This is a genomic window from Amycolatopsis sp. NPDC059021 (assembly GCF_042739895.1).
Classification (GTDB): Bacteria; Actinomycetota; Actinomycetes; order Mycobacteriales; family Pseudonocardiaceae; genus Amycolatopsis.
On the sequence record NZ_JBHYIQ010000010.1, the window covers coordinates 83376 to 102254 of the forward strand.

At 70.4% G+C, this 18879-nt stretch carries 17 protein-coding genes and 1 pseudogene; 11 read left to right on the top strand and 7 right to left on the bottom strand.

Annotation, left to right across the window (positions count from 1 at the left end; genetic code table 11):
• Positions 1 to 71: 71 nt before the first annotated feature.
• A pseudogene (locus tag ACFWX1_RS08175) lies at positions 72 to 713 on the bottom strand (AsnC family transcriptional regulator); the annotation flags it as partial.
• 117 nt (positions 714 to 830) lie between these two features.
• On the opposite strand from ACFWX1_RS08175, the gene ACFWX1_RS08180 reads away from it, so the two are divergent.
• From ACFWX1_RS08180 to ACFWX1_RS08190, 3 genes are all read left to right on the top strand, one after another.
• Positions 831 to 2282 carry an FAD-dependent monooxygenase gene (locus tag ACFWX1_RS08180; protein ID WP_378385111.1) on the top strand — a complete coding sequence of 484 codons (1452 nt, stop codon included), beginning with the start codon at positions 831 to 833 and terminating at the stop codon, positions 2280 to 2282.
• A gap of 77 nt (positions 2283 to 2359) precedes the next feature.
• A complete protein-coding gene (locus ACFWX1_RS08185; RefSeq protein ID WP_378385113.1) occupies positions 2360 to 3868 on the top strand; it encodes a CHAD domain-containing protein in 1509 nt (502 codons plus the stop codon).
• 67 nt (positions 3869 to 3935) lie between these two features.
• Positions 3936 to 4493 (top strand): DUF6328 family protein, encoded by a 558-nt coding sequence (locus ACFWX1_RS08190; RefSeq protein WP_378385115.1) that lies wholly within the window; start codon positions 3936 to 3938, stop codon positions 4491 to 4493.
• A 3-nt stretch (positions 4494 to 4496) separates the two neighbouring features.
• Here the strand turns inward: ACFWX1_RS08190 and ACFWX1_RS08195 are convergent, their stop codons facing one another.
• Positions 4497 to 7316, bottom strand: a complete 2820-nt coding sequence (locus ACFWX1_RS08195; RefSeq protein ID WP_378385117.1) for an AAA family ATPase — start codon at positions 7314 to 7316, stop codon at positions 4497 to 4499.
• A 254-nt stretch (positions 7317 to 7570) separates the two neighbouring features.
• Here ACFWX1_RS08195 and ACFWX1_RS08200 point away from each other — a divergent pair, with 254 nt between their 5' ends.
• Positions 7571 to 7762, top strand: a complete 192-nt coding sequence (locus ACFWX1_RS08200; RefSeq protein ID WP_378385119.1) for a hypothetical protein — start codon at positions 7571 to 7573, stop codon at positions 7760 to 7762.
• 137 nt (positions 7763 to 7899) lie between these two features.
• Here ACFWX1_RS08200 and ACFWX1_RS08205 read toward each other — a convergent pair whose 3' ends face one another.
• Together ACFWX1_RS08205 and ACFWX1_RS08210 are read right to left on the bottom strand one after the other, a co-directional pair.
• Complete coding sequence (locus ACFWX1_RS08205; RefSeq protein ID WP_378385121.1) at positions 7900 to 8880, bottom strand: AraC family transcriptional regulator; 981 nt, start codon at positions 8878 to 8880, stop codon at positions 7900 to 7902.
• Between the two features lie 52 nt (positions 8881 to 8932).
• Positions 8933 to 10099, bottom strand: coding sequence for an epoxide hydrolase family protein (locus tag ACFWX1_RS08210; protein WP_378385123.1), 1167 nt, complete (start codon positions 10097 to 10099; stop codon positions 8933 to 8935).
• 81 nt (positions 10100 to 10180) lie between these two features.
• Between ACFWX1_RS08210 and ACFWX1_RS08215 the strand changes: the two genes are divergently transcribed.
• Complete coding sequence (locus ACFWX1_RS08215; protein ID WP_378385125.1) at positions 10181 to 10756, top strand: CGNR zinc finger domain-containing protein; 576 nt, start codon at positions 10181 to 10183, stop codon at positions 10754 to 10756.
• 358 nt (positions 10757 to 11114) lie between these two features.
• Here ACFWX1_RS08215 and ACFWX1_RS08220 read toward each other — a convergent pair whose 3' ends face one another.
• Positions 11115 to 11693 (bottom strand): YceI family protein, encoded by a 579-nt coding sequence (locus tag ACFWX1_RS08220; protein WP_378385127.1) that lies wholly within the window; start codon positions 11691 to 11693, stop codon positions 11115 to 11117.
• Between the two features lie 32 nt (positions 11694 to 11725).
• Positions 11726 to 12052 (bottom strand): rhodanese-like domain-containing protein, encoded by a 327-nt coding sequence (locus ACFWX1_RS08225; RefSeq protein WP_378385129.1) that lies wholly within the window; start codon positions 12050 to 12052, stop codon positions 11726 to 11728.
• 98 nt (positions 12053 to 12150) lie between these two features.
• On the opposite strand from ACFWX1_RS08225, the gene ACFWX1_RS08230 reads away from it, so the two are divergent.
• The 6 genes from ACFWX1_RS08230 (at position 12151) to ACFWX1_RS08255 (ending at position 18616) form a co-directional block, all read left to right on the top strand.
• Positions 12151 to 12672 carry a MarR family winged helix-turn-helix transcriptional regulator gene (locus ACFWX1_RS08230; RefSeq protein ID WP_378385131.1) on the top strand — a complete coding sequence of 174 codons (522 nt, stop codon included), beginning with the start codon at positions 12151 to 12153 and terminating at the stop codon, positions 12670 to 12672.
• Between the two features lie 312 nt (positions 12673 to 12984).
• On the top strand, positions 12985 to 13551 hold the full coding sequence (locus ACFWX1_RS08235; RefSeq protein WP_378385133.1) for a hypothetical protein: 567 nt from the start codon (positions 12985 to 12987) through the stop codon (positions 13549 to 13551).
• A 173-nt stretch (positions 13552 to 13724) separates the two neighbouring features.
• Complete coding sequence (locus ACFWX1_RS08240) at positions 13725 to 14528, top strand: three-helix bundle dimerization domain-containing protein (RefSeq protein WP_378385135.1); 804 nt, start codon at positions 13725 to 13727, stop codon at positions 14526 to 14528.
• 139 nt (positions 14529 to 14667) lie between these two features.
• Positions 14668 to 15507, top strand: a complete 840-nt coding sequence (locus ACFWX1_RS08245; protein ID WP_378385137.1) for an ABC transporter ATP-binding protein — start codon at positions 14668 to 14670, stop codon at positions 15505 to 15507.
• Between the two features lie 36 nt (positions 15508 to 15543).
• Positions 15544 to 16521, top strand: a complete 978-nt coding sequence (locus tag ACFWX1_RS08250) for an ABC transporter substrate-binding protein (RefSeq protein ID WP_378385139.1) — start codon at positions 15544 to 15546, stop codon at positions 16519 to 16521.
• Between the two features lie 7 nt (positions 16522 to 16528).
• Positions 16529 to 18616 carry an iron ABC transporter permease gene (locus tag ACFWX1_RS08255; protein WP_378385141.1) on the top strand — a complete coding sequence of 696 codons (2088 nt, stop codon included), beginning with the start codon at positions 16529 to 16531 and terminating at the stop codon, positions 18614 to 18616.
• Positions 18617 to 18637: 21 nt separating this feature from the next.
• Here ACFWX1_RS08255 and ACFWX1_RS08260 read toward each other — a convergent pair.
• Positions 18638 to 18879, bottom strand: a 242-nt coding sequence (locus tag ACFWX1_RS08260) for a TetR family transcriptional regulator C-terminal domain-containing protein (protein WP_378385143.1), incomplete at its 5' end; no start/stop codon positions are given.

Below are 18879 nucleotides of genomic sequence, written 5' to 3' on the forward strand. Positions count from 1 at the left end.
GCCCACCACCTATATAAACACTTGCTTTGTCGTGGGCTGCTTCAGTTGTTTATAAGACACACCAGCTCGCCCACCCGGCGCCGCACCGTCGTCGGTGACCCGCCGGTCACCGTGGCCAGGTACTCGAACCCGGCCCGGCCGTCGGCGGCGAGGGCGGCGAGCAGTTTCCGGTCGCCGTCGTCGAGCCGAACGGGCCCCGGCCGGTCCGGCACCGGCGGCGGGCGTAGCCGCTCGACGGCGTCCTCGTCCAGCGCGCCGAGCTTGGCGATCAGGCTGTCGGGACCGCCGTAGAAGACGTGCAGCACGGAGTGCGCGGTCACGCCCTCCACACGTGGGGTGCGGGGGAGCTTGGCCAGCAGCAGTGCCTCGCTGTCGGCCGCGCTTTCGGTGCGGACCGTGCAGGTGATCTCGGTACCGCCGGAGGTGATGTTCACCCAGGACGTGTCGGGGCGCCGGGCCAGCGCCTCGGCCACCGGGACCGACGCGGCGGGCGCGCAGCGCACCCGCAGGAACCACAGCACCGCGCCCAGCGCGGCCGGGTCGACGCCGCCGAGCACCCGCACCGCCCCGGCCGACCGCAACCGGGTGTACCGGCGGGCGATGGTGCGATCCGACACGCCGAGAACCTCGGCGATAGTGCTGAACGGGGCCCGTCCGTCGATCTGCAGAGCGTGCACGAGCCGGCGATCCAGCTCATCGTAGTCGGAATCCACCGGTCCGAGCGTAATCTGCGTCGGATACCGGCACAATCAAGCCGCTTGCTGGCCGGGGTGCCCCGGCGGGCCGAGCGTGGCTCCTGTCCTCATCGACACGAACCACGGGGAGAATCCATGGACACCGATGTGCTCGTCGCCGGCGCGGGGCCGACCGGCCTGACGCTGGCCAACGAACTGCGGGTGGCGGGGGTGCCGGCGGTACTGGTCGACAAGCTGCCGCGGCGCAGCGAGTTGTCCAGGGCAGGCGGCGTGCAGTCCCGCACGCAGGAGGCGTTCGACCAGCGCGGCCTGCTGGAACCGTTGCTGGCCACCGGAGAGCACCCGCCGGGCACCGCCCATTTCGCCGGGATCGAGCTCCCGCTCACGCGGGGCAGGCATCGCCGGCCGTGGCGGTCGATCCCGCAGGTGGTGATCGAAGGGTTCTTCGAACAACACCTTGCCGCGCAAGGCATCCACGTCCGGCGCGACCACGAACTGACCGGTATCGCCCAGGACGAGGACGGGGTCACCGCGACCTTCGCGGACGGCGGCGTCGTCCGCTCGCGCTATCTGGTGGCCGCCGACGGTGCCCACAGCACGGTGCGGTCGTTGCTGGGGGCCGAGTTCCCCGGCCGTCCTGGCACGGCGACCGTGGTCGCCGCGGACGTCCGGCTGAGCGTCGGCGACCAGGTGCCGATGCACACCTGGGGCGAGGACGGGCACTGGGCGGCGATGTTCCCGCTCGGCACCGACGCACAGGGCAGGCCGCTGCGAAGGCTCGTCCTCGGCGGGCCGGGCCGGTCGCTGCCCAGGGAGGTGCCGATCACCGAGGACGAGATCCGCGACGGCCTGCGCGTCGTCTTCGGATCGCGGGTGGAACTGCTCGAACTGTGCTACGCCCGCCGCATCACCAACGCCGCCCGGCAGGTCGCGCAGTACCGGCACGGACGGGTGTTCCTGGCGGGCGACGCCGCCCACATCCACCTTCCGCTCGGCGCGCAGGGCATGAACACCGGGATCCAGGACGCGCTCAACCTCGGGTGGAAACTCGGTGCCGCCGTGCACGGCTGGGCACCGGAAAACCTGCTCGACACCTACCACGCCGAACGCCATCCGGTGGGCGCCGCCGTGCTGCGCAACGTCCAGGCGCAGAGCCTGCTGATGGACTGGGAGGGCACCCGCGACCCGGACGTGGCGGCCGTCAGGGAGATCTTCACGGCCATGGCGCGACTCCGCGACGTCCAATACCACCTGGACGACATGCTGTCCGGGATGGGCGTCCGCTACGCGATGCCGGGCGCCGGAGACCGGCCGCTCGTCGGCCTTCCCGCACCCGATCTGGACCTCGGCGGGGTCCGGTCGCACGAACTGCTGCGGTCCGGGCGCGGTGTCCTGATCGATCCGGCCGGCAGCTTCGCCAAGATCGCCGGCCTCTGGGCGGACCGGGTGGATCGCGCGGGGCAGGGCACCGGCGCCGAGCCGATGCTCGTCCGGCCGGACGGTTACGTCTGCTGGGCCGCGGGCCCGGACGACGATACGGCCGATCTGGAAGCCGCGCTCGGCCGCTGGTTCGGCGAACCGCGCTGATACCCCGATGGAGCAGGTTGCGGACGCCGGTTACCGGGTAGCCGTGGGGAAAGCCCGTGGAGTGATGGGAGGAAGGGATGCGAAGGGGCACGTCGGAGATCGAGCGTGAGCGTAAGTACGAGCTGAACGCGAAGGCCGGGATACCGCGGCTGGCGGGCGTCGGCGAGGTGCGTACGCAGGAAGCGCCGGTCGAGCGGACGCTGGACGCCGTCTACTACGACACCGCCGATTTCCGGCTGGCGCGGGCCGGGATCACCTTGCGGCGGCGTACCGGCGGGACCGATGCCGGATGGCACGTGAAGATTCCGCTCGCCGCGGACACGCGCCGGGAGCTGCGCCTGCCGCTCGGCGAGAAGACCAAGGTCCCCGGCCGGATGGCGAAGCTGGTGCGCGCGTTCACTCTCGACGCGAAGCTGCGCCCGGTCGCGCGGCTGCGGACCGACCGGTTCGCCCACCGCCTGGCCGACGCGGAGGGCCGGACGCTGGCGGTACTGGCGGATGATCATGTCACCGGCGAAGTCGGGGGCGGGCAGACACTCCGGCTCGATCGCTGGCGCGAGCTGGAAGTCGAACTCGATCCGGAGGCGGCTCCCGGGTTACTCGGCGAACTGGACAGGGCGGTGCGGAAGTCCGGGGCCGAAGATGCTTGGTGGCCCTCGAAACTCCGGCGGCTGATCGGGGACGAAGTGCCGGAGCGGCGGCGTGCGGGATCCCGTAGCGCGCACGGGGTGGTGTACGCGTATCTCGGTGAGCAATTCGAGCGACTGCGCCGCGCCGACCTCGGCGTCCGGACCGGGACCGAGGACTCCGTGCACCAGATGCGGGTGGCGGCGCGGAAGCTGCGGAGCACGCTCAAGACCTTCAAGTCCTTTGTGGACACGAAGGCCGCTGCCGGCCTCACGGCCGAGCTGAAGTGGCTGGGCGCCGAACTCGCGCCCGCACGCGACGCCGAAGTCACGGGGGCTCGTCTCGGGGACAGGCTGGACGAGGTTCCGCCGGGGTTGCTGTCCGGCCCGCTACGCCAGTACGTGACCCGCCGCTTCGCCCGTGAGTCCGAATCGGGTCTCGCGCGGGTGACGGAAGCCTTGGCGGGAAAGCGATACATCGCCCTCTTGCAGTCGATGGCGGAGTTGCTCGAGACGGCACCGCCGGCGGGCAAGGCCGGTCGCAAGGCGTTGCGGAAACCCGTACGCAAGGCCGCGCGCAAGCTGCGTCGCGCCGAGGCCGCGACCCGGGGACTCACGGGTGACGAGCTCGAAAAGGCTCTGCACGAGGTCCGCAAGAAGGCCAAGCGAGCGCGTTACGCCGCCGACGCCGTCCGGCCGGTCTTCGGCAAGAAGCTGCGCGTCTGGCGCAAGCACCTCAAGGCCGCGCAGAGCACGCTCGGTGAACACCAGGACACCGTGGTCGAGCGGGCGGCTCTGCGGCAGCTGGCGATCGCGGGTTTCGGCGAAAACCAGAACACGTTCACCTTCGGCCTGATCCATGGTCGTGACGAGGCCGAGGCCGCCGCGCTGCGGAACCGGTTCGCCGCCGAATGGCGCACGCTGACCAAGCGCAAGCGCCCCACCTGGCTGAAGGTCTAGGTACCCGCCTTCCGACATCCGCCGGCTTACCGATGTCTCGGCTCGTCGCGCCCGGCATCGTCGGGGGATGAAAGCGAAGGCGACCGAGCGCACGTACCTCGACCGAGCACAGCGGGCCGAGGAACCGGACGCGCATGACCAATGGAACTCCGTGGCCCGCCGGGAGACACCTGCCCAGCGGCTGGACCGCAACTACGCGGAAATACTGCAGGAGGTGCGGGTGGCGCAGACCGGCGTGCAGTTGTTGCTCGCGTTCCTGCTGACCGTCGCCTTCACCCCGCGGTTCGCGACGCTGAGCCAGTTCGAACGGCGCGTGTACGTCGGCGCGCTGGTCCTCGGCGCTGCCGCCAACGCGCTGCTGATCGCGCCTGCCGCCTTCCATCGCCTGGTGTTCCGGCGGCGGCTCAAGCGTCAGCTGGTACTGGCGTCCAGCCGGTTCGCGTTGTTCGGGCTGACGCTGTTGATGCTCTCGATCAGTTCCGCCTTGCTGCTGATCCTGAGCGTCACCGTCGGCTCCGCGTCCGCCGTCTGGTTCACCGCCGGGGCACTGGGCTGGTTCGCGCTGTGGTGGTACGTGGTGCCGCTGTGGAGCCGGGGCAGGCACTCCGGGAGCCACCGGCTGTAGCACTCAGCCGGACGCCGGCTGGTGGTGGGCGGCTTCCCGGGCGATGTCGATGCGCGAGTGCGCGCCGAGCTTGGTCAGGATGTGCGAAACGTGCGTGGCGACGGTGCGCGGGGACAGGAACAGCCGGGCCGCGATCTGGGGGTTCGACAGGCCTTCGACCACGAGCCCGGCGATGGTTCCCTCGGTCGGGGTGAGGCTGTCCCAGCCGTGCGTGGCGTGGCGGTGTTTCACCGTCGGGCCGCGCCGGATGCCGAACGCGCGGAAGCGGGCGCGCAGCCTCGCCACGTCCCATCGCGCCCCCAACGAGGTGTAGAGGTCGAGGGCTCGGGTGAAGGCGGCCCGTGCCGCGCCGCGGTCTCCGGTTTCGGCGAACGCGATGGCGGCGGCTTCGAGGGCCTTGGCCGCCGGGAGCGGGCGGCCCGCGTCGCGGTAGCCGTCGGCGGCGCGTACCAGCGTCGCGGCGTCCTCCTCGACCAGGCCGCGGCAGTACAGCGCCAAGGCGCCACGGTGCGGAACGGCGGAATCGGCGGCCATCGCGCGAACCCGTGACTCGATCGCGGTCGCGGTTCCCGTGTCGCCGATCTCGGCGGCCAGCCGGGCGGCGTCGCCGAGCAGGTCCTCGCCCTCGTCTTCGCCGGTCAGCCCGGCGGTCAGGGTGGCGAGCGCCCGATCCGGTGCGCCGTCCTGCTCGAAGGCGAGGCTGCGGGCCTGTGCCAGTGATTCCACGACCCGGTCACCGATGTGTTCCGCGAAGGGGGCCGCGCTGTCCAGGTGCCCGCGCGCCGCGGCGGCCTCGCCGCGGTGGAAGTGGATGATCGCGGCGACCCCGTGGTCGCAGCAGGCCACGCTCGGATCCTTGAGGTCGTCCGGGACGACGTCCACCTCGGCCAGCGCGTCGTCCCACCGGCCACTGCCCAGCAGCAGTTGCCCGAGTGCGCTCTGGGCCTGCGTCAGCCGCACGACGCTGCCGGTGCGATCGGCCAGTTCGCGGGCCCGCCCGGCGGCGGCGAGCGCCTCCGGGTAGCGGTCGAGCGCGCCGAGGGTGACCGCCTGGTTGATGCGCAGCAGCAGGCGGAGTTCGGTCAGCGCCGGCTCGCCGTGCGCCACGGCCATCGCGCGTTCGAACAGCGGCAGTGCCTCGATCCATTCGCCTCGCATCATCGCGACCAGGCTCAGGACGTGCAGTGCCCACCCGGTCGCCCAGCGATCTTCGCCCGCTTCGGCCAGCGCCGCGGTGGCGACCCGGGCGGCGGTGTCGACCTCGCCGAGGTCCCGGTGCGTGCGCGCGGTGAGGACCAGCAGCCTGGCACGGTGCCGGGCACGCAGGCCCGGCCGGGTCACGGCTTCGGCGAGCGCGGCGAGGGATTCCGCCGAGCGGCCGGTCATCGCGCGACACTGGGTCACCGTGGTGTGCAGATCGACGAACAGATCGGGATCGGCGGCCCGCTGCATCGCGCGGCAAGCCGCCCGCTCGGCTTCGGCGAAGTCGCCCACCCGGTAGAGCGCGTCGGCGAGCCGGCAGGACAACACACCGGTCGTGGCGTCCTCGGCCCGCGCGTCACGCAGCGCGCGGCGCAGGATCGCGACCGCGACCGCGGGCGCCTGGCCGATCAACGGCGCGGCCACCTCGAGCAGCCAGCGCACCGCCCAGTCCGGCAACGGGTCCGCGCTGTCCTTTGTGGACACCACGGGCAGCAGCTGCCGGGCCACGCGCTCGACCGGCGCACCGGCCTCGGCCAGCGCCCGCGCCGCGGCCCGGTGCCAGGCGACCCGCACCGCCGCCGGCATCTCGTCGTACAAGGCCTTGCGGAGCAACGGATGCCGGAACGCCAGGTCCTCGCCCGCCTCGACCAGCACGCCGGCCGCCCTGGCTTCGTCGAGGCAGGGCAGCAGGCCGGGCAGCGGGGAACCCGCCACGGTCATCAGGTCCGCGACCGAGAAGCCGACCCCGAGCAGCGCCGCCGCCCGCAGCATGGTCCGCGTGGCCTGGGACAGGAAGTCCAGCCGGTCCGCGATCGCCGCCAGCAGCGAGTCCGGTGCCTGTCCGCCGGTCAGCTCCACGATGCCCGCGTCGTCGACGACCAGGCATGAACTCCTGTTCAGCGCCTCGAGCAACTCGGTGAGGTACAACGGGTTCCCGGCCGCCCCGTCGGCCAGCCGCTGGAGCTTGTCACCCGGCTTGCCGCCGGTCAGCGCCGCCACGAGGTCGAGCACCGCCGGGTCGGCGAGCCTGCCGAGCCGCATCCGCCCGGCGGGCTCGACGAACCGGCGCAGTGCCCACAGATCGTCGCGCCGCGGCACCGGCCGCAGCACGCCGATCAGCAGCAGGGGCAGCTGCCGGGTCGACCGGGCCAGCCGGCTCCACACCGCGACCGTCGTCCGGTCGGCCCATTGCAGTTCGTCGACGACGAGCACGGCCGGCGCCGACTGGCACAGCTGCTCCACGAGATCGCACAGCTGCTCGGCGGCCGCGGCGGCCAGGTCGGCGCCCACCTCGGCGGCACGCTCGCCGCGCAGCAGCCCGGCGATGGCGCCGCGCCGCGGATCCGGCGCGGAGGTGCTGATCCGCAAGGCGTCCAGCAAGGGGAGCAGGGGCAGCTCCTGGCCGAGTTCGTCGCAGGCGCCCCAGTACACCTGGCAACCCGCGGCGCTGGCGACCGCGCAGCAGGCCCCGACCAGTGCGGACTTGCCGATTCCCGGCTCGCCGTCCAGCAGCACGGCGCGTCCCCGGCCGGTGGCCACGTCGCGCACCCAGCCGGTCAGCCGGGACAGCTCGCCGTCCCGGCCGATCAGGAGCCCGGCACCGTCGGTGAGCGACCGCATACGTCCGATAATAGAAGGAAAACAGTTGCTGAACAAGAGATGTACTCATGGCAAACGAGCCGCTGTCCGGCCACCGGGGATTTTCGTTCGGGAAACATCCATTTCGGCAGCCGTTCGCCTATTCGGTGCGAAGGCCGGGTCGCCGCTCGGTGTTGGCTTTTCCTTAATCGGCCATTGGTCGCCGGTTACGGTGCTCCTGCGATCATCCGCGTGCCCCGAAGAAGTCAGTCGCACGGTTGACCAACGGAGGAATAATGCGGGTTCATCGAGCGGTCGCCGTCGGCGCCGCGGTCGCGTTGAACGTTTTCGCAGTAGGTGTCCTCGGTACTTCCGCGGCGGTTTCCGCCGTCGGCGGTGAGAGCACGACGACGGTGACTGCCGCCACGGCACACGGTGACGAAATGGGCTACAACAGCGTGTCGCCCGGCGAAATGGGCTACAACTAAGGGCGTCCCGTCCTGCGGCCGCAGCCGGAATGATTCCTGGCTGTGGCCGTTCTTTCGCGCGTCTCAATCCATTTCGTCCGAATCACTTCCAGTCGCGGAAAGTGATTCGGATCCAATGCGTGACCAGGATGGGGCGGTCACCTTCGGGTGGTGGCCGACGGAAGCTCGCCGAACCGCGAACGGTACTCGCCCGCGAATCGGCCGAGATGGGTTACACCCCAGCGATACGCTATGTCTCCGATCCGGTCGTCGGTCGACAGGATGTCGTGGCGTATCCGGTCCAGCCGGAGGTCGCGGACGTAAGCCATCGGCGAGGTCCCGAGTTTCTCCCGGAAGGCGCTGCTGATCGTCCGCGCGCTGCACCCGGCCGCCTCCGCGATCCGGCCGAGGGAGATCGGTTCCGGCAGGTGGGCTTCGACGAAGGCGACGGCCGCGCGCAACGCCCGGGGATGCGGTGTTCCGGGGACGTCGCGCAGTGTGGCGGTATGGGTGTGGGACTGGGCCAGCAGCAGCGCGGTCACGATGCAGCGCACCTGGCTCCGTTGCAGTTCCTCCCGCTGGAAGAGCGGATCGCCGGAGTCGAGTTGCTCGATCAACGACCCGATCAGCAGTTTCACCGCCCTGCCCCGCGGCGCGGACAGGTCGAGCGGAAGGTCGAAACGCACGGCGGGGCCGGCCGGGCGCCCGGTGAGCGCCGCGAGTTCCCGCCGGACGACTCCGGCGTCGATCCGCAGGCCCAGGAATCTCGTCCCCGGCCGGTTCGGGCGCAGTTCCTGGGCGTCGCCCGGATTGACCACCCCGGCCCGCGTCCGGCCGAGGACGGCTTGCCTGCCGCCGCTGCTCGCGGAGATCTCACCGGCCAGGCCCAGGTTGACGAAGTACGAGTCCCGGCCGGGCGCCGTGCCGACCCGCACCGCCAGCGAAGAGGCGAAGTAGCCGACGGCGAACTCTGCGGTGGCGAAACCACGTACCTCGTGCTCACCGTCGGCGAGAGGGCCGAGGGGGCTGGTGGTGACGGCCCCGCCGAAGAGCCGGGACGCCGAGTGGAGCAGGTTCACCGGATTGCCGGACTTCGTGAGGACGAAATCGCGGAGGGGACTCGACAACCTCGACAACACTGCACACCTCCTTGCCGAGCGAATGGTACCGATCGAGGCGCCGGAACCGCGTTCACCGATGAGCGGCCAGCACCGCCGCGAGGCCCTCCTGCAGGTCCTTGACGAAATACCCGGGAGTCTCCAGCGACGGGAAATGTCCCCCGGTTTCAGGCGTCCGCCAGCGGACGATCCGCCGGTACCGCTCCTGTGCCCAGGGACGTGGGCACTTCTCGGTGTCGCGGGGATACATGGTGAGTGCCGACGGGACGTCGACCCGAAGTCCGGGATCGAGCGAGTTGTGGCTTTCGTAGTAGATGCGAGCCGCCGACGCGCCGGTGCTCGTCAGCCAATACAGGGTGACGTCGTCGAGAACCCGGTCGAGGGAAATCGTCTCGAACGGGCTGTCTTCGGTGTCCGACCACTCGGCGAACTTGTCCAGGATCCAGGCGAGAAGCCCGACCGGTGAGTCGACGAGCGAGTAGCCGATGGTCTGCGGCCGGGTCGCCTGCTGTTTCGCGTACGCCGCGCGGTGACGCCAGAAATCGCGGGTTTCCTCGGTCCACTCGCGCTCGACTGCCGTCAGCCCGTCGGTTGTCAACCCGGGCGGCGCCTCCGCGAACGTGCTGTGGATGCCGAGCACGTGCGTCGGGAACCTGCCGCCGAGCACCGTGGTGATATTGCCTCCCCAGTCACCGCCGTGGGCCGCGAACCTGCTGTAGCCGAGCCGTTCCATCAGTTCCACCCAGGCGGCCGCGATCTTTTCGGTTCCCCACCCGGTGGTGGCCGGCTTGTCGCTGTAACCGAAGCCCGGCAATGACGGGACCACGACGTGGAACGCCGGCGTGCCTGCGTCTTCCGGATCCGCCAGTTCGTCTATTACGTCGACGAACCGGACAATGCTGTCCGGCCAGCCGTGCGTCAGGATCAGCGGAGTGGCGTCCGCGCGCGGGGATCGGCGGTGCAGGAAGTGGATTCCCAGATCGTCGATGGTCGTGCGGAACTGGCCGATCCCGTCGAGCCGCGCTTCGAACGACCGCCAGTCGTACCCAGTGCGCCAGTAGTTCACGACATCGACGAGGTCGGCGAGCGGAGCGCCCTGGTCCCATCGGCGAGGGCCCGCGCGAGGGACCGTCTCGGCCTCCGGCAGCCGCGCCGCGGCTAATCGCGCGCGCAGCTCGTCGAGGTCAGCGTCGGACGCGTGGGCTTCGAACGCTTGCACATCGCTGGTCGGACGGGACATGAGACCTCCTGCTATCGGTGAACCGGCTTAGACGGTTCTAACATCTCTGCCGGCCCGCGAGCAACCTGCTAAGGTGGTTCCATGCGTGCCGAGTTCCCCGACTTCCGCCTCGGTACCGTGCTGGCGACCAGCTTCACGGGGACGTTGTCGGAGCGTCATGGCAACGCTGTGGAGCGCATTCCCACGCCGCACCGGCTCGCCGACTGGCTGGCGGTGAACGGCCTCGCCGTGGACTCCTGCACCCCTGCCCAGCTCGACCTCGCGCGGGAACTGAGGGAGTCGATTCACGCCGCCGCGACAGCGGCCGCGGTCCAGGACGCGCTCCCCGCGGCTGCTGTCCGGGTCATCAACGACCGCAGCGCTCAGGGCCGGGCCGCGGCGATCCTGACGCCCGGCGGTGAGCGGCGATGGCAGCTCAGTTCGGCTTCCCGCGTGGAAGACGCCCTCGGTGTGATCGCCGCCGACGCGATCAGCATCATCGCGGGCGAACGAGACGGAAAACTGGCCTTGTGCGCGTCACCGACCTGCCGGGCCGCCTTCTTCGACACCAGCCAAAGCCGCACCCGCAAATGGTGTGACATGAACACGTGCGGGAATCGTCAGAAGAAGGCGCGTTTCAATGCCAATAAACGCAAAAACCCCACGACAGCGGAGTGACTCGCGCTGAGCGGGGTTCCGCGGTGATTGCCGCTCGGCCGTCAGCCGCGCCGCGTGGCCGAGAAGCCGCTCGTACACCGCTGGGTCGTCCTCGTCGCATTACCGTCGCGATCATTGAGTGATCATTGATGGTCCTGACGCAATCAGACAAATTCGGTGGCGGTGTCCGGCGGCTTCACCCGGCCCGCTGTCCGGCGGATTCCGGATTCGTCGGATGGATATCGCAATCGAGGCATCGCACCGAAAAACGAGGAGAATTCCGGACGCGCCGGAGCCGGCGGGCGGCGGAGTCCGGGTATTCGTCCTACCGGGACAGTGTGCCGTCGCTCGCCGGCTCGTTTCGTTATCCGAATACGGCTCAGATTTCCCGGATCGCTTCGATCTCCAGTACGAGTTCGATCTCCTTGGAGACGAGCAGGCCGCCGGAGTCCAGGACCATGTTCCAGCCGAGCCCCCAGTTCTCCCGGTTGATCTTTCCCTTGGCGGAGAACACAATCCGGTCGTTGTCCCAGGGATCCCGTGCGTAGCCGAGATAGTCCACGTCCAGCGTGACCGGACGGCTCACACCTTTGATGGTGAGGTCGCCGATCACTGTGCCTGCCGTTCCGTCCCAGTTCACCGAAGTCGATTCGAACGTCGCTGTCGGGTGGTTGGACGCGTCGAAGAAGTCGCCCGAGCGGAGGTGGTCGTCGCGTGCCTTGTCGCCACTGTCCACGCTGGCCATGTCGATCACGGCCGTCACTTTGCTGTCGCCGGGCCGCTCGCCGATCTGCACGACGGATTCGACGCCGGTGAATCGGCCGCGCACCTTCGTCAGCATGAAGTGCCTGCCCACGAAGCCGACTTCGGCGTGTCCGGGGTCGACCTTCCAGGTGCCCGCGGCCGGCAGTTCGACGCCGTCCAGGAGCCGCGTCGCCGCGGCGGTGTCGCTACTCATCTCTGATTTCCTTCTTTGTTCCGTCGTGCCGGTCATTCGCCGGACTCGGTCGGCAGTCCGGCGCCCACCCAGTCCTCCTTGCCCGCCTTGTAGGCGTAGACGCGGGAGTAGCCGAGCGCCACGAGGCGGTCCGCGGCGATGCCGGAGTTCGGGCAGCTCGCGCCGGTGCAGTAGACGATGATTTCGGCTTCCTTGTCGGGAAGCAGGCGCGGGGCGAGGGCGTCCACCTGGTCGTGGGGGAGGTTCAGCGCGCCGGGCAGCCTGCTGTCCTTCCAGTACTGCTTCGGTAGCGCCTCGACCACGGTCGCTCCCGTGCCGATCTTGTGCTGGACGTCGTCCCGCTCGATCACCTGGGCCATCGTGTGTGTTCCTCCCTGGGGGAAATTAAGTGCGTGCGTACGCACATATCTACCCTACAAGTGTGTGCGCACGCATGCAATGCCGATAAGGTGGTCGGATGACCGGCCGCGACCATCACCTCGACGCGTGGCGAGCGTTGCTGCTCGCGCACAACACCGCAGTCCGTGCCATCGAGCAGGACGTGCAGCGGGCTGGGCGCGTCCCGCTGACGTGGTACGACGTACTGCTCGAACTCAACGCGGCAGGGGAGGACGGCCTGCGGATGCAGGAGGTGGCGAACCGGGTCGTCCTGAGCAGGACCCGGGTCAGCAGGCTGGTCGACGAGATGGTTCGCGCCGGGCTGGTGGGCAAACGGCTCGACCCGGACGACAAGCGTGTGTCGTGGGCGGTCATCACCGAGGAGGGTAGGCAGGCATTGCGGGAGACCGCGCCGGTCTACCTCAGCAGCATCCGCAAGCACTTCTCGTCGTATCTCGGCGACGAGGAGGCGCGGATCCTCGCCGAGGCGCTGGGCAAGGTCGCGAAGCTCCAAGAGGTGTGCCTCGGTGACTGCGGAACGCAGGCGCGTTCCTCCTGCGAGCCGTCACGGGAGAGTGACGACGAAGGCTCGTCGCGCTGATCGCGGGCGGCACATTCCTCCTCGGCGGAACGGCCCTCGCGACAGCGGCAGGCTGGACTAGACCACTGGATTATAGTGATTTCGGCGATGCCCGCATCCCTGGTTGTTTTGGCACGAACGAACGGATCCGGATCGGCAATCCGGGTACCGCGAGTACTTGGTGCCTGGGCCTCTTCTCCGGGACACTGGAGGGCTGCAGACGATGTTCTGCGCTCTTGCAGCGGCGGTCTCGCCGCATGACGTGCACACATTCTCCGCGGACGCGCCGGCGTGCCGCGGATCAGCTGACGTGGATCGGGGTGGCTGCTTGTCATGTTCACGATCACCACGGTGGAGATGGGGCACTGGACGGCCGCGATATCGGGCGGGGTCGTCACTTTCCTCTACGAATCCGGCGATGCCGGCCCGAATGCCGAGTTCCGCCTGCCGCGGGTGTGGCCGGGCCGGAGCCTGGCGATCCCTGCCGCCGAACTGGAGGCGTTCCACGCGCTGCTGGCCGAGGTGATGCGGAAACCGGCGTACCGGAACGCTTGCCCGCCGGCCGCCGACAGTACGGAACCGTGGTCGGCACTGTGGTTCGACCCGGACGAGGAGTTCGTCTACCTCGCCGGCCCGTGCGAGAACAAGGACGGCACCGCGGGCTATCGGCCGGTCCGCGGTTTCACGATCGCGCTTTCGCACGTGAAGGGTCTCCGCGCCCGCGTCACCGGCTACCTTCATCCCGGCCAGTCCGGGCTCGAACCGGCAGGACGCGGTGAGCGACTCGGCTCCACGCTGCGCCGAACCTCCCCCCGCATGCGGGGAGAAGGTTCTGTTCCCGGTGCTTCTCGGGTATCCCTGAGCCGGGCACCGGCACGGGGCTGGTGGAGCATCCGTTGAAATGATCACCGGGTGCCGGTGCCCCGGACCTCGTGCGCACGCGCTTTCTTACGTGGCAAGAAATATGCAGCATCCGGTTCGAGGTGGGGTCTTCCGCCTCTGTGCGGTGTGCATGACTGTATCGACACTGGATGGGTAGCCGGAAAGGACCAGGCTTGGGTGAGTGATCGATCGTGCTGACGAACGCTCAGATCGACGAGCAGATAGAGCAGTTGGAGGGGCGCCTGGCGCGCGAGCACGACCGGATACCGCCAGGGCTGATACACCGGGTGGTCGAGTACGCCCGATCCCGGTTCGCGCACGCCCGGATTCTGAGGTTCGTTCCGGTCCTCGTCGAGCGGAGAGTGCGCGCACAACTGGACCTGGCCGGGCGGTCGTTGCCGCCTGCCACCGGGAACGCGGCCGGCTCGCTGCCGGAATGGGCCCGGTTGACGGCGTACCGCCTGCTGTCCGACGCCCTGCCGCGTCGATGGGCCCATACCCAGGGCGTCGCCCGGCGGGCACGCGAAGTCGGCGCCCTTTTCCCGGTGGGGGAGCGTGAGGTGCTGGTGGCCGCGGCGTGGCTGCACGACATCGGCTACGCACCCGCCCTTGCCCGCACCGGGTTCCACCCGTTGGACGGAGCACGATTCCTCGTCGTCAGCGGTGTGCCGGACCGCATCTGTGCCCTGGTCGCGCAGCACACCGGCGCCGCCGCCGTCGCGGATGTGCTCGGGCTCTCCGACGAACTCGCACTGTTCCCGGACGAAGGCGGCGCGGTGCGTGACGCGTTGTGGTTCTGCGACATGACCACCAGCCCGGACGGCAAACCGGTGTCCTACGCCGACCGGCTGGCCGAACTACGCGCCCGCCGAGGTCCCGACGACCCCGTGGTACGCGCGCTGGCCGTCAACGGACGGGAACGTACCGCCGCCGTGCACCGCACCGAAGAACTCCTGCGTCGCGCGGCGCTTGTTCTCGGTGCGCGTCGGGGCTGAACGTGTTTCCGCTAGTCAGCGTGAGTGGCTGGCGCAGGGCCGGAAGCCGGTTTCCGTGCCAAGGTCGCCAGCCGCCGGCGGAATGTGCTGGTCGCCACCAAGACTTGTAGTTAGGTAAGCCTGGCTTTACTGTTCTCGCGTGTCCGCAGCCCCGCCCCGCGCCGATGTCGGCGTCTCCGCGCGCGAAATCGACGTCGCTTACGGTAGCAGTGTCGTCGTGCACGCCGCGTCGATCTCGTTGGCCGCGGGGACCGTCACCGCGCTGATCGGCCCCAACGGCAGCGGGAAGTCGACGCTGCTGCGTGCGCTGGCGCGGCTGCACCTGCCGGACGCCGGTGCGATCACCTTCGCCGACGGCGCGGATCTGCGCGCACTGTCCGGAAAGGACATTGCCAAGCGGATCACGCTGCTGTCCCAACAGCGGACCGCGCCGGGCGGGGTGTGCGTCCGCGAGCTGGTCGAGTTCGGCAGGCATCCGCACCGCTCCCGATGGGGCGGGCGCGACCCCGAAGGCCCCGCGGCCGTCGAGCGCGCGATGGCGCTGACCGGTCTGTCCGCCATCGCCGACCGGCCGGTGCAAGCGCTTTCCGGTGGCCAGGCGCAGCGGGTGTGGCTCGCGAGTTGCCTGGCCCAGGACACCGCGCTGCTGCTGCTCGACGAGCCGACCACCTTCCTCGATCTGCGCTACCAGGTGGAGATCCTCGACGTCATCCGCGACCTCGCCGATGAGCACGGCGTCGGGGTCGGCGTGGTGTTGCACGACCTCGATCAGGCGGCCGCGGTCGCCGATCGCGTGCTCCTGCTGGAGGACGGCCACGTCACCGCGGAGGGCGCTCCCGCCGACGTGCTGACCTCGGCGAACCTCAGCCGTGCCTACGGCATCCGGGTGGACGTCACGGTCGATCCGGCCGACGGGCGCATCCACACCCGGGCGGTGGGCCGCTTCAACGACGTGCGCGAAGCCGCCGCGCGGCACTGACTCGCTCGTCCGGTCGCTCGAACAACCAGGAGACACATGCGGATCACCAGAATGCTTCTCGGCCTGTCCGCGGCCGCCACGTTCTTCGTGGCTGCCTGCGGGACCACCGAGGAGCCTGCGAACGGTACCTCCCCGGCCGCCGCCGGCGGCCCGGTCTCGGTCGTCGACTCGCGGGGCAAGGAAGTGAAACTTCCCCATCCCGCCAAGCGTGTCGCCGCCACCGAGTGGAACGGCGTCGAACACCTGGTGTCGCTCGGCGTCATGCCGGCCGGGGTGTCCGACATCAAGGGATACGGCCAGTGGGTGAGCGCGGCACCCCTCGACGGCACCCCGAAGGACCTCGGCACCCGCGGTGAGCCGAGCCTCGACACGATCGGTTCGCTGGGACTGGACCTCGTCGTCGTCACCGACAGCCTGACCGGGGGCGCGCTCGCGCAGATCGAGGCGAAGGTGCCGGTGCTCGTCATCGGCGGCGGCGACGCCAAGGACCCGGTCGGCGGGATGTTCGCCGCACTGGACATGGTCGCGAAGGCCACCGGCACCGAGGCCAGGGCCGCGCAGCTGAAGTCCGGGTTCGAGCAGAAACTCGCCACCGGCAAGGCCGAGGTGGAGAAACTGGGCGCCGCCGGGCAGAAGGTCGCGTTCTCCGACGCCTACGTCACGTCCGGCTCGGTCAGCATCCGGCCGTTCACCAAGGGCGCCCTGGTGTCCGAGGTGTTCCGCCGCCTCGGCCTGGAAACAGCGTGGACGATGGACGGCGACGCGAAGTACGGCCTCGCGCAGGCCGACGTCGAGGGCCTGACCAAACTGCCCGACGTGCGGTTCTGGTACCTGGCCAACAACGCCGAGGGCGATCCCTACCAGCGCGAGCTGGCGGGCAACGCGATCTGGCAGAACCTCCCGTTCGTCAAGAGCGGCAAGGTGCACCGCTTCCCGGACTCGCTGTGGATGTTCGGCGGGCCGAAGTCCATGGAGCAGTACGTCGACGCGGCCGTCGCCGCGCTCAGGAAGTAAATCCACAGTGGACACCCTGACCGGCACCCGGCCGCCCGAGGTCACCGCCCGGCGGCGCGGGCGGCTGGTGTTGCCGGCGATCGGGCTCGTCGCGCTGATCGCCGTCGGCGCGGCCGTGCACCTCACGCAGGGCACCGCGAACTTGACCGCGCTGGACGTACTGCGCCTGGTGTTCGGCGGTGGCACCGGCGACGCGGCCGCGGTGGTCGTCGAATCGCGGCTGCCCCGGTTGTGCGCGGCGCTGGTCGTCGGCGGCGCGCTCGGCGTGGCCGGTGCCGTGCTGCAGTCGGTGTCCCGCAACGTCCTGGCGTCGCCGGACACGCTCGCCGTCAACGCGGGCGCGCATCTGGCCGTCGTCGCCGTCGCGGCGTTCGGCGTCTCGCTGCCGTTGCTCGGTGCGGCCGGTGTCGCGTTCGCGGGCGGGCTGGGCGCGGCCGTGCTGGTGCTCGCGCTGTCCGGTACCGGCGGCACCGGGATCGTGCGGCTGGTACTGGCGGGCACCGCGATCGCGCTGGCGCTGATCTCCCTGACCCAGACCCTGTTGCTGTTGTTCTCCCAGGAAACCCGCGGCCTGTTCGCCTGGGGCGAGGGATCGCTGGGACAGAACGGGATGGGCGGCGTCCGCACACTCGGCCCCGTCGCCGGCCTCGCGGTGGTCGTGTTGTTCGGCATGGCCCGGCGGCTCGATCTGATCTACCTCGGCGAGGACCACGCCAGGACGCTGGGTGTCCACGTGGGACGGATCCGTTTCACCGCGATCGCGCTGGCCGTGCTGCTGGCCGCGGCGGCGGTGACGCTGGCGGGCCCGATCGGCTTCGTCGGCCTCGCCGCACCGGCACTGGTGCGGCTGCTCGCCGCCGTGCTCCCCGGCCTGCACCGGCACGCCGCGCTGATCCCGTTCTCCGCCGCGGTCGGCGCGGCACTCCTGCTGGGCGCCGACGTGCTGCTCCGCGCGATCACCACCGCGCAGAAGGCGCTGGACGTGCCGACGGGTGTCGTGACGACGATTCTCGGCGCGATCTTCCTCATGGTGCTGGCCCGCAACGTCCGGATCACCGCCGTGGCGGCCGAGGCGCCCGCCGCCGGTGCGCGGGGCGGCGTCACCGCGGCCCGGTACCGGACGCTCCTCGGCGTGCTGGTGCTCGCGACCGTGGGCGCCGCCGTGGGATCGGTGCTGCTGGGTGACACGAAACTGCTGCTGGGCGACGTCGTCAACTGGGTGAGCGGGCACGCGGGCCCGATCGTCACCGGGGTGCTGGAGAACCGGGTCCCCCGCGTGGTGGCCGCGTTGCTCGCGGGCGCGGCGCTGGCGCTGAGCGGCGCGCTCACCCAGGCGGTCGCCCGCAACCCGCTGGCCGAGCCGGGAATGATCGGTGTCGTCGGCGGGGCCGGGCTCGGCGCGGTCGCGGTGATCACGCTGGTGTCCGGCGTCGGTTTCTGGACACAGGCCGGTTTCGCGGGACTGGGCGCCGCGCTGGCCATGGCCGTCGTGTTCGCGCTGGCGGCGCGGGGAGGTTTCGCTAGCGAACGCCTAGTGCTGATCGGTTTCGGGGTGCACGCGGCTTCGCAGGCTTTGGTGACACTGCTGATCGCCCTGTCCGATCCGTGGAACGAAACCAAGGCGCTGACCTGGCTGGGCGGCTCGACCTACGGCCGGACCTTCGAGCACCTCGCGCCGATGGCGCTCATGCTGGTGCTGGTGGTGCCCGTGCTGGTCCGCATGCGGAGCGAACTGGACCTGCTGTCGCTGGACGAGGAGACCCCTCGGGTGCTGGGCGTGCCCGTCGCCCCGTCGCGGTTGCTGCTGCTGTCGTGCGCCGTGCTGCTGACCGGCGCGGCGGTCGCGGGCGTCGGGGTGATCACGTTCGTCGGACTGGTGGCTCCGCACGCGGCCCGCGCCATCGTGGGCAGGCGGCACGCCCGCATGCTGCCCGTGGCGGCGCTGCTGGGCGCGATCCTGGTGTGTGCGGCCGACACTCTCGGCCGCACGGTCATCGCCCCCGGCCAGCTCCCCGCCGGCCTGATGACCGCGATCATCGGCGCCCCGTACTTCGTGTGGCTGCTCTACCGGCACCGGACCGGCGCCGGGCGGTAGCCGGCGGCGATACGGCGCTGCTCATCGTTCGTCCAGTTCCCTTGCGATCGCGTCGTGCAGCAATGTTCGTGCGCGGGCAACGGTCATCGACCCGCTGAGCCAGCGTTCGCTGAGCCCTTCGATCAGGGCGGTGAGGCGTTCGGCCGCATCGACGGGGTTGGTGCGGGCCGGGATCGCCCCGGCCCGTTGTCCCCGCCGGATGGCGTCGGCCACCGCCGGGCGCCCCCCCCCGGGGCGCAGGCGCCCGGGTTTACCCCCATAGA

Excerpts from the sequence above, each read along its gene's own strand:
- ACFWX1_RS08180 (WP_378385111.1), top strand. The coding sequence starts at position 831 with ATGGACACCGATGTGCTCGTCGCCGGCGCGGGGCCGACCGGCCTGACG.
- ACFWX1_RS08185 (WP_378385113.1), top strand. The coding sequence starts at position 2,360 with ATGCGAAGGGGCACGTCGGAGATCGAGCGTGAGCGTAAGTACGAGCTG.
- ACFWX1_RS08190 (WP_378385115.1), top strand. The coding sequence starts at position 3,936 with ATGAAAGCGAAGGCGACCGAGCGCACGTACCTCGACCGAGCACAGCGG.
- ACFWX1_RS08195 (WP_378385117.1), bottom strand. The coding sequence starts at position 7,316 with ATGCGGTCGCTCACCGACGGTGCCGGGCTCCTGATCGGCCGGGACGGC.
- ACFWX1_RS08200 (WP_378385119.1), top strand. The coding sequence starts at position 7,571 with ATGCGGGTTCATCGAGCGGTCGCCGTCGGCGCCGCGGTCGCGTTGAAC.
- ACFWX1_RS08210 (WP_378385123.1), bottom strand. The coding sequence starts at position 10,099 with ATGTCCCGTCCGACCAGCGATGTGCAAGCGTTCGAAGCCCACGCGTCC.
- ACFWX1_RS08215 (WP_378385125.1), top strand. The coding sequence starts at position 10,181 with ATGCGTGCCGAGTTCCCCGACTTCCGCCTCGGTACCGTGCTGGCGACC.
- ACFWX1_RS08220 (WP_378385127.1), bottom strand. The coding sequence starts at position 11,693 with ATGAGTAGCGACACCGCCGCGGCGACGCGGCTCCTGGACGGCGTCGAA.
- ACFWX1_RS08225 (WP_378385129.1), bottom strand. The coding sequence starts at position 12,052 with ATGGCCCAGGTGATCGAGCGGGACGACGTCCAGCACAAGATCGGCACG.
- ACFWX1_RS08230 (WP_378385131.1), top strand. The coding sequence starts at position 12,151 with ATGACCGGCCGCGACCATCACCTCGACGCGTGGCGAGCGTTGCTGCTC.
- ACFWX1_RS08235 (WP_378385133.1), top strand. The coding sequence starts at position 12,985 with ATGTTCACGATCACCACGGTGGAGATGGGGCACTGGACGGCCGCGATA.
- ACFWX1_RS08250 (WP_378385139.1), top strand. The coding sequence starts at position 15,544 with ATGCGGATCACCAGAATGCTTCTCGGCCTGTCCGCGGCCGCCACGTTC.